Source organism: Paenibacillus sp. OK060 (genome assembly GCF_900101205.1).
GTDB lineage: Bacteria > Bacillota > Bacilli > Paenibacillales > Paenibacillaceae > Paenibacillus > Paenibacillus marchantiae.
The window spans coordinates 1,128,201-1,144,697 of the sequence record NZ_FNFR01000002.1; the positions used below are offsets into that span (position 1 = coordinate 1,128,201).

Annotated in this window: 14 protein-coding genes; all 14 read right to left on the reverse strand. The window is 48.7% G+C overall.

Annotated features, from left to right (window positions below):
• Positions 1-918, reverse strand: a complete 918-nt coding sequence (gene rsgA, locus BLS14_RS11405; protein ID WP_072735348.1) for a ribosome small subunit-dependent GTPase A — start codon at positions 916-918, stop codon at positions 1-3.
• Positions 919-980: 62 nt separating this feature from the next.
• Positions 981-3,191 carry a Stk1 family PASTA domain-containing Ser/Thr kinase gene (gene pknB, locus BLS14_RS11410; protein ID WP_090951608.1) on the reverse strand — a complete coding sequence of 737 codons (2,211 nt, stop codon included), beginning with the start codon at positions 3,189-3,191 and terminating at the stop codon, positions 981-983.
• Positions 3,188-3,964, reverse strand: coding sequence for a Stp1/IreP family PP2C-type Ser/Thr phosphatase (locus tag BLS14_RS11415; protein ID WP_064636613.1), 777 nt, complete (start codon positions 3,962-3,964; stop codon positions 3,188-3,190). The genes pknB and BLS14_RS11415 overlap by 4 nt, the downstream gene beginning before the upstream one ends.
• A 7-nt stretch (positions 3,965-3,971) precedes the next feature.
• Positions 3,972-5,012, reverse strand: a complete 1,041-nt coding sequence (rlmN, locus tag BLS14_RS11420) for a dual-specificity RNA methyltransferase RlmN (RefSeq protein ID WP_063565754.1) — start codon at positions 5,010-5,012, stop codon at positions 3,972-3,974.
• Positions 5,013-5,242: 230 nt separating this feature from the next.
• Entirely contained in the window at positions 5,243-6,763 is a 1,521-nt protein-coding gene (gene rsmB / locus BLS14_RS11425; RefSeq protein WP_090951611.1) for a 16S rRNA (cytosine(967)-C(5))-methyltransferase RsmB, read from the reverse strand.
• Entirely contained in the window at positions 6,760-7,713 is a 954-nt protein-coding gene (gene fmt / locus BLS14_RS11430; RefSeq protein WP_063565603.1) for a methionyl-tRNA formyltransferase, read from the reverse strand. The genes rsmB and fmt overlap by 4 nt, the downstream gene beginning before the upstream one ends.
• Before the next feature lie 12 nt (positions 7,714-7,725).
• Positions 7,726-8,214 carry a peptide deformylase gene (def, locus tag BLS14_RS11435; protein ID WP_024631117.1) on the reverse strand — a complete coding sequence of 163 codons (489 nt, stop codon included), beginning with the start codon at positions 8,212-8,214 and terminating at the stop codon, positions 7,726-7,728.
• Positions 8,215-8,395: 181 nt separating this feature from the next.
• Entirely contained in the window at positions 8,396-10,945 is a 2,550-nt protein-coding gene (gene priA / locus BLS14_RS11440; RefSeq protein ID WP_090951614.1) for a primosomal protein N', read from the reverse strand.
• 1 nt (position 10,946) lies between these two features.
• On the reverse strand, positions 10,947-12,182 hold the full coding sequence (gene coaBC, locus BLS14_RS11445; RefSeq protein WP_090810754.1) for a bifunctional phosphopantothenoylcysteine decarboxylase/phosphopantothenate--cysteine ligase CoaBC: 1,236 nt from the start codon (positions 12,180-12,182) through the stop codon (positions 10,947-10,949).
• A 120-nt stretch (positions 12,183-12,302) separates the two neighbouring features.
• Complete coding sequence (gene rpoZ / locus BLS14_RS11450; protein WP_024631120.1) at positions 12,303-12,518, reverse strand: DNA-directed RNA polymerase subunit omega; 216 nt, start codon at positions 12,516-12,518, stop codon at positions 12,303-12,305.
• 154 nt (positions 12,519-12,672) lie between these two features.
• Positions 12,673-13,245: a guanylate kinase gene (gene gmk, locus BLS14_RS11455; protein ID WP_024631121.1), complete on the reverse strand. Its 573-nt coding sequence runs from the start codon at positions 13,243-13,245 to the stop codon at positions 12,673-12,675.
• A 13-nt stretch (positions 13,246-13,258) separates the two neighbouring features.
• Complete coding sequence (gene remA / locus BLS14_RS11460; RefSeq protein WP_006209218.1) at positions 13,259-13,519, reverse strand: extracellular matrix/biofilm regulator RemA; 261 nt, start codon at positions 13,517-13,519, stop codon at positions 13,259-13,261.
• Between the two features lie 51 nt (positions 13,520-13,570).
• The gene (locus BLS14_RS11465) at positions 13,571-14,470 is read right to left on the reverse strand and encodes a YicC/YloC family endoribonuclease (protein WP_064636609.1); all 900 of its coding nucleotides are present in this window, start codon (positions 14,468-14,470) and stop codon (positions 13,571-13,573) included.
• Between the two features lie 19 nt (positions 14,471-14,489).
• The gene (locus BLS14_RS11470) at positions 14,490-16,379 is read right to left on the reverse strand and encodes a bifunctional homocysteine S-methyltransferase/methylenetetrahydrofolate reductase (RefSeq protein ID WP_090951617.1); all 1,890 of its coding nucleotides are present in this window, start codon (positions 16,377-16,379) and stop codon (positions 14,490-14,492) included.
• Positions 16,380-16,497: the final 118 nt, after the last annotated feature.

Below are 16,497 nucleotides of genomic sequence, written 5' to 3' on the forward strand. Positions count from 1 at the left end.
TTAATACCTCCGCTTTTTGTCTTTCATTTCTGTAAGGAATTGTTCGTAATGCTTATAACGGCTTTCGGAAATCATTCCCTCCGCCTTGGCTGCAAGCACCCGGCAACCTGGTTCGTGCGTATGGGTACAGCCTCGAAACTTACACTGATCGGCATATTGAGCGAACTCCCGGAAACAAGTGGATAACTCCTCCACACCAATCTCCAGGAAGTCCAGTTGGCTGAATCCCGGCGTATCGGCGACAAATCCACCATTATCCAGCGGTATGAGCTCCACGTGCCTGGTGGTGTGTTTCCCTCGGCCAAGGCGCATGCTGATTGCACTGGTCTCCAGAGTTAGACCTGGCATCAAGGCATTCAGCATCGAAGATTTACCTACACCGGATTGCCCGGAGAATACGCTAATCTTGCCGGCAAGACGCTCCTTGAGCAGTTCATTGCCTTCACCGGTTCGTGAACTGGTAGAGATAACTTCATATCCAATTCGCTCATACATAGCTTTTACTTCAGCCACTGTATCACGGGCATCGTTTTCTGGATCAGCTAGGTCCTGCTTCGTGAGCACAATCAGTGCATCCAGTCCAGCTTGTTCGATATGTACCAGGAATTTGTCCAACAGATTGAGATTCATGTCCGGTTCCTTAACGGAAAATAACAGAACAGCCAGACTTACATTGGCAACAGGTGGACGAATTAACTCCGTCTCACGTTTGCGAATCTCATCTACTGTTCCTTCCCCGTTCTCTGTCAGCATATAGCTAACTCGGTCACCCACAAGTGGTGAAGTACCCCGTTTTCTGAAGATACCTCTGGCCCGGCATTGAACGGCGGAGCCTTCAACCGAAGGCACCCCGCTGTCTTCCAGTGGCATGACATAATAGTAGCCGCTTAGCGCTTTAACGATGATACCTTCTGGCATAGCTCCGTCGCCCTCCTTTAATTTACAGTACATTTACCCTGAACGTCGGCAATAAGCCGCCCTTATGGACGGCTTGATGCGTTAACGACTTCCTTTTTCTTATCTTTTCCCTTGGCGAGACCATTTCCGTTCTTCATCGCAGAAGTATCTGCCTCGCCATTTTCCCCTTCACCCTCAACAGGTGTATCCGGTTCACCTTCCTGATTCGTATCCACGGTGCCTTCATCATCACCACCACCGCCTTGTTCAGGCTCCTCCGTTGTTGGAGGGGGATCTGCACCCTTCTCAGGCTCAATGGTAGGCATAACTACCGTTCCGTTTTTGGCATCACTATAGGACACCAGATACGTATCCAAGAATTGGCCATCCCGGTAGACAGAGACAACACCGTCGACGTTTGGAGCCAGAATAAGCGGAATTGTCAGCGTTTGAGCAGACTTGATTGTCCGGGTCCCCCATTCTTGACTTTTGCCACGAGCATCTTCGAAAGTAATTCGAATTTTGCTGCTCTTTCCTATTTCTTTTGGCGAAACGTTAATGTTATAGGCGTAGTTCAATGCCTCTGGCGGATATCCAGTACTAATGAAAATGGTAATTTTGTCACCAGGATTCACGTCTGCACCGGCTTCCACAGGCCATTGCTGTGTCACTTTGCCTTTATCTACAGTGTAGCTCGACTCTTCCTGAACTTGAGCAAGGATTAACCCAGCGGATTGGAGCTTTTTCTCGGCCTCGCTTCGTGTGAGATTTTTCAAGTCAGGCATTTTTATCGTTTCGGATCCTTTGCTCACAGTCAGAACAATCTGAACCTCTGCTGGATCGTATTCTTCATTCACTCCAGGAGTTTGGGACAGAACCATACCCGCAGATTTATCATTTGAAAATTCTTCCTTACGCTGAATCTGATCCTCTTTGATATCCAGTTCGGTGAGTTGTTTGACCGCCTCATCGTATGACAGATCTTTGAGATCAATCATCTTGGACAGTGCTTTTTCCGCCCCAACACTCAGCTGGACCTCAGAGCCTTCTTTGACGATATCGCCTTCATTCCTGCTCTGATCGAACACAATACCCGGATCAACGCCTTCCTTGTACTCCCGTATGACATTATCACTGACAACAAGCCCGTTGTCTTGCAACATTTGACGTGCCTTTTCTTCGGTCTGACTCACAACATTGGGCACCTTCACATCTGGCACAACAAGCATGCCTTTCACGTACCACACAACTCCAACCATCGCGATAAGAATAAGCACGGTCAACGAGATCAGCAGCGCTGGCTTCTTCCAGTTCTTTGTTTTGGGTTTGCCATTGTTGTTATCTTGGTCAGACTCCATCACGGGTATAGCACCTGTGGATGTAACTCCACGCGGCTCCGGCTTGATCGCCGGCATAACACGGGTCTGATCGATATCATCCTCATCCGGAAAATTAATCTTCGTTTCATTACGTCTTTCCGGCATCAGGCAGGTTTCCAGATCCGTCTGCATTTCTTTAGCGGATTGGTAACGCTCCTGCGGATTTTTGCGCATGGATTTCAGAATAACGTTCTCCACGCTTTGCGGGATAAGCGGATTGAATTTGCGCGGTTCATCAAACTCTTCCTGCAAATGCTTCAAAGCAACGCTAATTGGACTCTCTCCCAGGAACGGAAGCTGCCCAGTCAGCATTTGATAGAGTACTATACCAAGAGAATATAAGTCCGACTTCTCGCCAGTCACGATGCCTTTGGCATGCTCAGGTGAGAAGTAATGTACGGAACCGACCACTGAGCCGGTCTGAGTAATCGTTGTGGACGTAACCGCACGGGCAATCCCGAAATCCGTTACTTTCACACGGCCATTACGACCAATCAATATATTATGGGGTTTGATATCCCGATGAATGATCTGATTATGATGTGCATGATCGAGAGCATCTGCAATCTGGGAGGCGATTCGAACGGCCTCGTCCACCTGCAGAGGCGCCCGTTCTTTAATAATTTCATTCAGGTTTTTGCCTTCAACATATTCCATGACAATATAATGAACGTCATCTTCCTGCCCTACATCATAAACACTAACTACGTTAGGATGTGACAGCGAAGCTGCTGATTGTGCTTCTCTGCGGAAACGGCGGATAAACTCTTCGTCATGAACAAATTGCTGCCGTAACACTTTGATGGCAACGTTCCGGTTGAGCAACAGGTCCTGGGCCTTATACACAAGAGCCATGCCGCCACCGCCGACACGCTCGATCACTTCATAGCGTCCGCCTAGCTGGTGCCCAATCATGACTCACACCCCGTTTCCGATATCACGGAACCTTCCTTTTGCAGTTCGAATAATGCCACCGTGATATTGTCATCTCCTCCAGCAAGCAAAGCCAGCTGAAGCAAGCGATCCGCACGATCTTCCAATGCCAGTTCCAGATTACCTGCGACCTGAATGATCTGCTCATTGCTGACCAGATTACTAAGCCCGTCACTGCACAGGAGAAGAACTTCGCCTTCTTCCAATTTGACGGTATCCAGATCCACCTTCACTTCCGCGTCTGTCCCAAGTGCACGTGTCAGCACATTGCGACGCGGATGATGAGAGACATCTTCTTTGCTGATCTGACCATTTTTGAACAATTCATTGACCAGTGTATGGTCCTCGGTCAACTGGATGACATTCTTGTTTGCAATTTTGTATGCTCTGCTGTCACCGATGTGACCAATAACACCTTCCGTATCATTCAATAATGCCGCAACCACGGTAGTCCCCATGTTGTGGTAATTATCATCCGAGGAGGCAGTACGGAAGATCACTTCGTTGGCATGCAAAATAGCATCGCTCAATGCGGCTGACAAAGACGCATGTGAAAGACCCGGCTCAAGCGTTCCCAGATCCTGCACCAACGTCTCTACCGCCAGGCGGCTCGCAGTATCTCCTGCAAGATGTCCGCCCATACCATCGGCAACAATACCCAGAATATAACCTGTATCGAGATTTCGAATCCAGGCTGAATCTTCATTCACCGAACGCACCCGTCCGATATGGCTCACATGAACTGTTTTGATCAAAACGTTCTCACCTCAACTCCATATGCTTTGCACGAAGCTGACCGCAAGCGGCAGCAATATCATGTCCCTGTTCACGACGAATGGTTACATTAACACCCTGCTCCGAGAGAATCTTCTGAAAATTGAAAATGTCGCTTCTGGATGTTCTTACGTACTTGCGCTCAGGTACATGGTTGACTGGAATCAGGTTCACGTGGCACAGCATGTTCTTAAGCACGCTTGCCAGTTCTGCCGCATGTTCCGGCTGATCATTCACACCACCGATAAGTGCGTACTCAAACGTAATTCTGCGACCCGTTTTCGCCAAGTAATAACGCAACGACTCCATTACATCCTCAAAAGGAAAACGGCGGTTTACTGGCATCAATTTGGAACGCAATGCATCATTTGGCGCATGGATGGAGATCGCCAGGTTAATCTGTGTATCTTCATCTGCAAACTTGTAAATGTTTGGTACGATTCCACTTGTGGACACCGTGATATGGCGCTGACCGATATTCAGCCCTTTTTCGTGAATCATGATACGCAGGAACGTCATTGTTGCTTCATAGTTCTCAAAAGGTTCACCTGAACCCATGATTACGATGCTGCTGACCCGCTCACCGCGTTCGTCCAAAATTTTCTGGGCTTGCACAACCTGAGCGACAATTTCCCCAGCCGTAAGGTTACGTTTCAGTCCGCCCAGCGTGGATGCACAGAACGTGCAACCAATCCGGCAGCCAACCTGTGTTGTTACACAGATGCTGTTACCATAGTTGTGCTTCATGATAACTGTTTCGATCGCATGATCATCATGCAGACCGAACAGGAATTTCACAGTTCCATCCTTGGATTCAAATTTCGTAATTTCAGTAAGTGTAACGAATTCAAATTGTTCAGTCAGCTTTTCACGCAGCGCTTTGGACAGGTTCGTCATTTCACTGAAATCATTCACACGTTTCACATAAATCCAGTCGAAGATCTGACCACCGCGAAAAGCCGGCTCCCCGTTCTCAACAGCCCACTGTTGCAGCTCCTCCAGGGAATAATCATATATAAAAGGTTTCATTTTGTTGTCAACACCTATTCCTTCTTTTCTTTTCATTCTTCCTATTCTATCACAAAGACCACTTTACATCCATGTATACCCTTGATGCCTGTACTTCATGCATTATAACACCTCAGTGCCTGCATCGCACCCTATCATCACTTTTTACTGATGTTAAACCTTGAGGCTAATCACAAAGAAATCCGCCGAAGTTCCCCTCGGCGGCTATCCTTCAGTGCTCTATTAAACTGTTAATCCGCTATCCTTGTCAACCTGGCAATGAAAAATCCGTCACTGTGAGCGTACTGTGGCAGGATCTGCACGCCACCGTTCACAACCTTCCACTCGGCTGTTTCCAGACCAGACCAGGCAGACTCTTCAGCCGCCTTGTATTCCGGATGCCGGTCCAAAAAGTCAGCAACTCTATGCTCGTTCTCCGCAGGCTCGATTGTACACGTACTATACACCAGAATACCACCTGGCTTTAATAGCGGTGCAACCCGATCCAACAGTTCACGTTGCAGATTGGAGATATCGTGGATATCTTCCACAGTTTTGGTCCATTTGACATCCGGCTTGCGGCGAATAACACCTAGACCGGAACATGGCGCATCCAGCAGAATGCGGTCAAACGATGCCTCCGGATAACGCGCATCCAGATCAAGCGCATCACCTATCACAGCATCAATGCAGCTGAGTCCCAGACGATCTGCCTGATCCATGATCAACTGACGTTTGTGAGCATGTACATCATTGGCCACAATCCGTCCACGGTCCTGCATTTTCTCAGCCATATGGGCTGTCTTTCCGCCGGGAGCTGCACAGCAGTCCAATACAGTCTGACCTTCTTCAGGCCCAACTGCCTCGGCTACAAGCATGGAACTTTCATCTTGAACGGACAGCAAGCCATCCCGATACCAGGACGTAAGAGCCATGTTGCCACCACTACGAACGAGAATACCGTCTGGACTAAGTCGGGAAGGTTCCACGATCGCCCCCGTGCTCACCATCTCTTGCATCAGTTTCTCACGTGTAGTCATTGTCGTGTTCACACGAACACTAACCGCAGGCGGTTCATTATTTGCACGACAGATCGCTTCCGCTGTCTCTTCGCCATATTGACTGATCCAGCGTTCGACCATCCACAGCGGGTGAGAATGTTCCAGTGAGATACGTTCAGCAGCGGGCAGATGTTCAGGGATGCGCAGCTCATCACGATTGCGAATCATGTTCCGCAGAACGCCATTCACCATACCGGAGATGCCCTGATGACCCAATTTCTTAGCCAAATTGACGGCTTCACTCACCACCGCGTGTTCTGGAATACGGTCCAGATATAACATCTGGTACACGCTGATGCGCAGCAGGCTGCGAACCCAAGGTTGCAGCTTGGATACACCTTTGGCTACATAGCGTTCCAGATAATAATCAAGGGTATTCCGTCTCGCGATCGTACCATAGACTAATTCTGTAGCCAGTCCAGCATCTGCCGGACTTAGCTCGGCCTCTTTCAGACGCCGGTTCAGCTCAAGGTTGCTGTAAGCTCCTTCTTGCTCAACGGCGCTCAGTACCTTTACGGCGAGTGTACGAGCAGATGTTTTGGGCCGTTCGGAACGTGAGGAACCATTTGCCGAAGATGGGGATGCAGATGAATTTCCTGCACGACCCAGTTTTCCTGTGTTCGGACGACGTTGGTTTCCTCCGCGCCCGGATGCATCTCCTGCGACTTTATGACCATTTCCTGATGGACGGCCCGGTGTATTTCCGCTCATTGCAGCACCGTTCCTGGTTTCAGGGTACCACCACGGGCAAAGTCAGCAGCTTGCATTACTTTTTTGCCCGCGGGCTGAACCTCAGTAAGCCAGAGAGAACCGTCACCTGTGCGAACTTCAATCCCGTTTTTGCCCAATTGTAACACCGTTCCCGGCTCAGCTTGTCCAGCATCCGAAGACGAGAGTACATCCGCCTGCTTCGGATTTGCTGCTGCCCAGACCTTGAAGACCTGATCATCCCACATCGTAAATGCACCCGAGAACGGCACAAGACCGCGAATCTGATTGAACAATTCACGCGACGTGCGATTCCAGTCCATCTTCTCGTCATCCCGAGTCAGATTACGTGCATACGAAGCCTCGGCTTCATCCTGTGGGACAGCCGTTGTTTCGCCAGCAACCAGCCGCGGCATTTCTTCCTGAAGCAATTTGGAACCCGCTTCGCTGAGCTTTACAAACATGGATCCTGATGTATCTTCATCCGTAATCGCCACTTCCACACGTGAGATCATATCTCCCGTATCCAAGCCTTCCGCCATAAACATCAGCGTAACTCCCGTCACTGGCTCTCCATTAATAATGGAGCGTTGAATCGGGGCACCACCGCGATATTTTGGCAAAAGAGAGCCATGCACGTTCACACAACCACGAACAGGCATATCCAGCACAGCCTTGGGCAGAATCTGCCCAAAAGCCGCAGTCACAATCAGATCCGGTTTCCATTCAGCCAATCGGGCTACAGCTTCTGGAGCACGCAGTTTCACTGGTTGAAATACAGGCAGGCCGTGGCGTTCTGCCGCAGCCTTGACTGGTGTTGGTGTAAGCACCTTTTTACGTCCCTGTGGTTTATCCGGCTGTGTCACTACCCCAACCACGTTATATCCCTCGGCAATAAGCATATCGAGAGATGGAACTGCAAATTCAGGCGTTCCCATAAAAACAATATTCAAATCGATCACTCCTTAGTTACGACGCGGCCCAGTTTGATCGGCTGCAATTTCGTACACTTTTTCAGCAATATCCGTAAAGAGCACGCCATCCAAATGGTCAATCTCATGTTGGAATGCGCGTGACAACAGCCCGCTGCCCGTAATAATCAGTTCCTTGCCTTCGCGGTCCAGCCCTTTGACTGTAACCGTCTCAAAACGACGCACATCACCGTTAATGCCAGGGATACTCAAGCAGCCTTCGGGTCCAAATTGCTCTCCCTCACTCGAAATAATCTCCGGATTGATCATCTTGATCAGCCCCTGCTCATCACCGCAATCGATCACAATAAGCCGTTTCAAAATACCAACCTGTGGTGCAGCCAGACCTACGCCTTCAGCGTCATACATTGTATCTGCCATATCATCCAGCAGTTTCTGTACATTAGGTGTAACTTTAGTTACCTCTTTAGCTCTTTTGTGTAGTACCTCATCCGGTTCTTTCACGATAATACGAATCGACATGTTGTAAGCACCTTCCTAATCCTCATCATAATTTCAGGACATCAGGCTCATTTCAAAAATAGTACTGATTTTCTGCTATGTAGCAGGTATCAAAAACTGATTTTAAGATCGAGCCATCATTCATGTTGTTTTTAATCTATGTTTATACCGCTTGTTTACATCCGCATTTTAATACAAATGCTCACATTAACATTTGCGGGTCTACATCCAGACTAATTTGCAGTTTTTGCGCCTGAACATCGTCGTCCATGCGCCGGGCCGTCGCGAGCGCCAGTCCAATGGCGTCGACATCCCCCCGCCATTTTATCATACATTGGAATCTGTATCTATTCTTGATCCGAGGAATTGGTGAGGCTACCGGGCCAAGCACGTCAAAGGCATCATTGCTGAAACGATCCAAACTGCCTAACCAGCCAGCAGCATTTGCCTTTTCTTTCAGTATTCGTGTGTAGTTCTCAGCCAGCCGGATCAGTACCGGAAGCTGCTCATGTGAGAAGGTCACCAAAATCAGGCGACAGTAAGGCGGGTACTGCAAATTGCGCCGATGCAATAATTCCTCCCGGACAAACGAAACATAGTCATGCTGGCTCGCATGCCCAATCGAATAGTGCTCTGGTGTATAGGACTGAACGAACACCTCGCCCGGCAGTTGATGTCGACCTGCACGGCCCGCCACCTGGGTGAGCAGCTGAAATGTTTTTTCGGCAGCCCGAAAATCTGGCAAATTAAGTGCCGAGTCTGCTGTGATGACTCCAACCAAGGTGACATCAGGAAAATCAAGCCCTTTGGCAACCATCTGGGTACCCAACAATACGTCTGCCTTTTTCTCACGAAACTGCTTCAACAACTTCTCATGCGAACCTTTTTCGCTCGTTGTATCCACGTCCATCCGAATGACGCGAATACCCGGGAACAGCTTCGCCAATTCTTCCTCTACCCGCTGCGTACCTGTACCGAAATATCGAATATGCTCACTGCCGCAATCCGGGCACACTTCTGGTGCTGCTTCCGCATATCCACAATAGTGACAACGAAGATTATTGGAGCGCTGATGATAGGTTAATGAAATATCACACTCGGGACAGCCTGCAACGTATCCACAACTGCGGCACATCACAAAGGTGGAATAGCCACGTCGATTCAGCAGAAGCACGGTCTGTTCCCCGCGCTCCAACCGCTCTTCCAATCCTTTGTGCAAGGCACGGCTGAACATCGAGCGATTTCCGTCCTTCAACTCTTCGCGCATATCAACAATCCGTACCTCCGGCAGCTTATTACCAAGTGCGCGGGTAGGCATCTCCAACAAAAGTGGTGCAAAATCATCATTGCTCTGTGAACGGGCAGCATAGTAACTTTCCAGCGAAGGTGTCGCTGAGCCCAGGACAACGACCGCCTGATGCTGCTGTGCTCTTTTTACCGCTACATCACGGGCATGATATTTCGGGGTTTCTTCTTGTTTATATGAAGTCTCGTGCTCCTCGTCCATAATGATCAGACCAAGACGACTAAACGGAGCAAAGACTGCTGAACGGGCGCCAATGGCAACCTTCACCTGACCTTCCCGAATTTTGCGCCACTCATCATAACGCTCTCCACCAGACAGACGACTGTGCATCACGGCAACCTGATCACCAAAACGTCCTTTAAAACGCTCAACCATCTGCGGTGTCAATGCAATCTCAGGTACAAGCACAATTGCCTGTCGATCCTGTTCAATACAGCGCTGAATGGTCTGGAGGTATACTTCCGTCTTACCACTGCCTGTTACACCATGAAGCAAAAAGACGCCATGGCGCCTTTCTTGCAATCGACCATTAATATTGTTATAGACATGCTGCTGCTCGTCGGTCAGATTCAATGGCTCGGTCGCACGGAACTTACGGCCCTGATAAGGGTCACGAAAGACTTCGACGTCCTCCGTTGCAACCAGTCCTTTCTCCTCCAGACCTTTGACTGTAGCCGCTGATACCTGAAGTGTGGACAGCAATTCTTTCATCGCCATCGGCAACAGTTCTTTCATTTCCAGCAAGAAAGTCAAAACTTCCTTCTGCCGTTGTGCCTTTGCCGGGAATGAATTCAATGCCTCTTCCGCAGCCGCTACATCCACAGCAAGATCAATGGATTTCATCGTTTTTTTATTCAGCTTGTCCTTAATCGCCTGACTTTCCAGCAGGACACCACTGAGCAGCAACTTCTTGATCAGCACAGCATGATTGGGGTATTTACGACTCAGTTGTTGTAAGGGAACCTGCCCACGACTCTTCACAAAACGAATAATGTCTTGCTGCACCTTTTCTGAAGTCGACTCTTCTCCCCACACAAAAAGAACTTCTTCGCCTGACGCCGAACCTGCCATTTGTCCATCCAGCGCATCTCCAAGGGAGATATACCGTTCTGCTTTCCCTTTCAGCGCAGTCGGTACCATCACCTGTAAAGACAAAATGCGGTTGCTGGCATAACGTTCACTCATCCATTCGGCCAATTCAACCAAATCTTCTGACAACGGTGGAACGATATCTAGCAATTCCTGAATCGGTTTGAGTTTGAATTTCTCCGTACCCGTGCGAGGTACCAGATCAATCACGAAACCCTGCACCGTCCGATGACCAAAAGGTACACCTACCCTGCTGCCAATCTCAATCCATTCACGCATGGATTCCGGCACCAGATAATCAAACGGCCGGTCCGTCTCCTTCACAGGAACATCGACAATAACCTTGGCGATTTCCATATTAATTCCTCCCGGCAATGCGCTCCGCCGCAATCGAAAGCAACCGGCGGGCCACCTCTTCCTTGGCCACCACCTGAAGCTCTTCCACCAAACCTTCACGGTCATAGATGTGCACCGCGTTGGTATCTGTTCCAAATCCGGCACCCGCCTGGGTGACATCATTGGCTACGATCAGATCACAGTTTTTCCGTTCCAGTTTCTCACGTGCATACATTTCTAATGAATTTGTTTCCGCAGCAAAACCAATCAAAAATTGATGGCTCTTCTGCTTACCCAGCGTTTCAAGAATATCTATATTTTTAATAAGTTCAAGCGATAATGTATCGCCTTTCTTCTTGATTTTCTCTGTGTACACTTCCTTGGGGCGATAATCCGCAACAGCTGCGGCCTTAACCACGATATCTGCATTATCCCATTGGCTTACTACCGCATCATACATATCCTGCGCTGACTGCACCGGGATCACCTGTACATTCGCCGGTGGCTGAACCTGGGTATTCCCCATAACCAAAGTCACATCTGCCCCCAGATCATGCGCTGCCGCTGCAATGGCAAAACCCATTTTTCCTGAGGAATCATTGGTAATGTACCTTACCGGATCAATGCGTTCTATGGTACCTCCTGCAGTGACCACAACCTTCTTCCCGCTCAACAAAGAAAGCTGTTCATTACGTTCCCGTTTAACAGATTCCTGCTGTTCAAAAAAACGTTCCACCACATCGACAATCGTCTCTGGTTCTTCCAACCGTCCTTTACCCACATAACCACATGCCAGTTGACCTTCACCCGGTTCAATCATCATGGTTCCGCGCTCGGTTAACAGGCACATATTATGCTGTACCGCCGGATGATCATACATATGTACATTCATCGCTGGCGCAATCATCACCGGAGCAGTGGTTGCAAGCAAGGTTGTTGAGAGCATATCATCTGCCATCCCATGTGCCATTTTGGCAATCACATTGGCTGTTGCCGGAGCAACCAACACAAGATCGGCCATATCAGCCAGATGAATATGCGAGACGACCGAAGGCTCCCGCTCATCAAATGTATCACTATATACTACATTTCGGGTCAAGGTTTGCAGCGTTAATTCGGTAATAAACTGTTTCGCGGAATTCGTCATAATGACATGAACGTCCGCTCCTTTTTGCACCAGCCTGCTGCATAATGTAGCCGCCTTGTATGCGGCTATGCCGCCAGTCACACCAAGCACGATTTTTTTACCGTTCAACATGGTTATCCCCCCGATATATACGACCTTTATAAGGATGAATAGAGAAAAAAATAACAACCTCGCGGTTGTCAAATAAATCCGGCTTGCGCCGTATGCAGTTGAAGAGCAGCCGCAGGCGGCTTACTCTTCTTCCTCTTCGTCCTGTCCTTTGATGACAACGAGCAGATCACCATAAATTTCTTCAAGTGCAACGCCAACCTGTTTATGGGATCTGGCATTTCTCAAATCCGTTTTCTCACCTTCACGAAGCTGTCTTGCCCGGCGGGAAGCGGCAACAACAAGGGAATACTTGCTGTCGACTTTGTTCATCATTTCATCAATAGAAGGATACAGCATATTTACAAAACACCTCTTTGCATTAGTATAATCACAATTCGCCGCCTGACGGAATCATGGTGCACCGCTGGATACGTTAACCAGACTGGAGCTACTCTCATATATCCTATGACAGCAGCTCCACTGATTATCGCATTTTGCGGCGGCAAATGGATTATTTATTGATCTTACAATGTTCGGCGATAATGATGCTTTCTATTCGTTTACACGCCAAATCAATTTCATCATTAACGACAGCGTAATCGTACTGCTCCAGCAGACTGATCTCATCTACCGCGACGGACATCCGGTGATCAATCGTCGCCTGACTTTCCGTACCACGGCCCTGAATGCGATCTTTAAGCTCGTCCAATGAAGGAGGCAACAGAAATACAAAGATCCCTTCCGGGAACTTTTCTTTCACTTTCAACGCGCCTTGAACTTCAATCTCAAGAATGATGTCCCGGCCTTCGTTAATCGTTTTCTCCACAAAATCACGCGGTGTTCCGTAGTAGTTCCCTACATATTCTGCGTGTTCCAACAATTGATCTTCAGCAATCATGTTCAGGAATTCTTCATGGCTTCTGAAGAAATAATTGACGCCATGTTCCTCACCCAGACGTGGCTGACGAGTCGTTGCCGATACAGAATAAATCAATTCCGGCACCCGTTTGCGCAAAGCGCTGCATACTGTACCCTTCCCGACCCCTGATGGGCCGGACAACACTACCAGTAATCCCTTAGACATATTACACTCCATTTTATTCGTCGTTGTCATCATCTTTCGAAGAAAGACGATGGGCGACCGTTTCTGGCTGAACCGCAGACAGAATGACATGATCGCTATCCGTAATAATAACGGCACGAGTACGTCTTCCGTATGTTGCGTCTATCAGCATATGACGGTCTCTTGCCTCTTGTATAATTCTCTTGATCGGCGCCGATTCCGGACTCACGATGGATATAATCCGGTTCGCCGATACGATGTTACCGAATCCAATGTTAATGAGTTTGATTGCCATAATCAGGTTCTTCCCCCTATACATGCGACTCTTTTGCCGAAATATGACCGTTCATTCGATATTCGCCGCTTGCTCACGAATTTTCTCCAGTTCCGCCTTCATCTCGACAACACGGTTCACCAGAGCCAAATGGTTGGCTTTTGATCCAATCGTATTGACTTCCCTATTCATCTCCTGAATAAGAAAGTCCAACTTGCGGCCTACTGGCTCATCACTTTTCAGCAGTTCCCTGCTCTGTCCAAAGTGACTCTGTAGACGCGTAAGCTCTTCCTCTATGTTAGAACGATCGGCAAACATAGCAATTTCCATACCTAATTTATGCTCGTCAAAAGGGAAAGAGCCTTCTTCCTGCATTTCCGTAAGCCTTTGTCTTAACTTGTTGCGATGATCACTCACCACAGTCGGCGCAAGAGCAAGCATCTCGGTATGCAGTGATTCCAGACGACTGACACGTCGTTCCAGATCACTGGCCAGATGAAGACCCTCGCGGGCGCGCATCTGCTCCAGACCGGATAAAGCCTCTTCCAACCCCTGCTGCAGGACACGCTCCCATTCGTCCTTCTGCTCTTCCGGAAGCGAACTCGTCCCATCCGAATGAACCATGACATCTGGAAGTGCCAGCATATCCATAATACTCGGTTTGCCCTGCATACCATAGCGGCTTTCCAATTGCTCTGCGGCCTGAAGATAGGCCCTGACCGCCTGCTCATTCAGAACAGCGGGAAGAGCCTGGTCTTCATCTTTTTCTTTCATTACATAAACATCAATCCGCCCACGTTTTAAGCGGCTCTGTACCTTTTTCCTCAATCCGTCTTCATAACACGTCCACTCTCTCGGGAGACGCATCATCACTTCGCAATAACGATGGTTGACAGACTTGATTTCCAATTGTACCTTATAGCCTCCAAAATGAAAGGCGGATTGACCGTATCCGGTCATACTGAATGACATCGGCATCACATCCGTTACACTATTGTAATTGATTATTAGGGTTGAAACAAGTAGGACATTGATGCTCCGACTTCTCCCACACATATTGGGTCAGTTCGGCCGTCATACTATAGAACATAAATGGAGTCATTAAATAGATTCCTTTGAAATGTTTTGTTGCTACATCCAGAAGCTCCTTGGCGATCTTCACACCCATTGCTCGACCTTCTTCACCTTCGAGACCAGCCATCCGGGAACGCACTTCATCCGACAGCTGAATACCCGGAACCTCATTATGCAGATATTCCGCATTTCGGCCGCTGGCTAACGGCATTAGCCCTACAAAGATCGGCACATCCAGATGCTTGGTCGCTTCATGCATGGCTACGATTAGTTCAGGATCGTATATCGGCTGCGTCATAATATAATCGGCTCCGGAAGCAATCTTTTTCTCAAGCCGCTGTACAGCCTTATCCAGATGTTTCACATTCGGGTTGAATGCGGCACCGATAACAAAGCCTGCCTTCTGCTTGAGCGGTTTACCGGAGAAGGATACTCCATCGTTCAACTGCTTGATCATACGTATAATTTCAAAAGAAGTCAGATCGTATACCGAGCTTGATCCGGGCAAGTCTCCAAATCGTGCAGGGTCACCTGTTACAGCGAGTACATGATTAATGCCTAGAGCATCAAATCCCATCATGTGCGATTGTGTCCCGATCAGATTCCGGTCACGACATGCAATATGCACCAGTGGGCGCAATCCTGTACGGTCCTGAACAAGATGGCCGAGAGCCATATTACTCATCCGGGTAACCGCTAGGGAATTATCAGCCAATGTTAACGCATCTGCACCTGCTGCTTTCAATGTCTCGGCACCTTTCATAAACTTCGCAATGTCGAGATCACGCGGTGGGTCAAGTTCGACGATGACCGTATGACGTTGTTTGACTAGATCCACAATCGTAGGCTGCCCACCCCGTCCAGACCGTTCATCTACATTCTCATGCAGGATAATACGCGGTTTCGACTCGGATGGATCAGGTTCCAGTATTGGAACAGGTGTGTATTCAACAAGAGCCTGGGCGATTGCGGCGATATGATCAGGTGTTGTACCACAGCAGCCTCCGATGATACGTGCGCCCAGATCAGCGAATTGCACTGCCGTCTGTCCGAAGTATTCCGGGGACGCTCCATAACGGAACTGACCATCGACGTAATCCGCTGCACCCGCATTCGGGTAAACAGACATCGGGACACCGATACGGCCTGACACCGTCTCCATCGCCCGCATAATTCCGTTTGGACCGGAACGGCAGTTGAAACCAATGACGTCAGCCCCTTGCTCACGCATGATTCGGAAAGCTTCTGGCATCGTATATCCATCCAGTGTGTGCCCTACATCCTCAACAGCGAACTGTCCAATCACGGGCAGATCACTCAGCTTGCGAGCCTGCAGGAGGGCGATATCCATTTCCTCGATATCATAGAAGGTTTCGAGCAGAATGCCGTCCACTCCTTCTTCGAGCAGTGCAAAAATCTGTTGCTGATAGAAACGCTTCAATTCACTTGTTGATACGTTGGTCCGCTTTCCTCCACGAATGGAGCCAACCGCGCCCAGAACATAACCGTTTGCGCCAGCTACTTCTTTGGCGATACGTACACCGGCACGGTTGACATCCTCGACCTTGGACTCCAGACCAAACTTAGACAACTTATCGTAATTGGCAGAGTACGTATTGGTTTCATGAATTTCCGTACCTGCATCGCGGTAACGACGATGCACATCTGCCACCACTTCAGGTGATATCAAGTTCAACTCTTCATAAGAAATCCCTACCGGGAATCCCATCTGATACAGGAAAGTTCCCATCGCCCCATCCCCTATGAGGACCCGTTCCTGCATTACACTGCGTAAATCCGCCTTCATCCCTTTTCCCCCCGCCTGACTGATCATTTCATACTAATGTAACACAAAAAACATCTGAAAACGAAGAAAAACACAGGTTTTTCGTGAAATTCAGTTTCTATAACCCTCTGGACTAGTA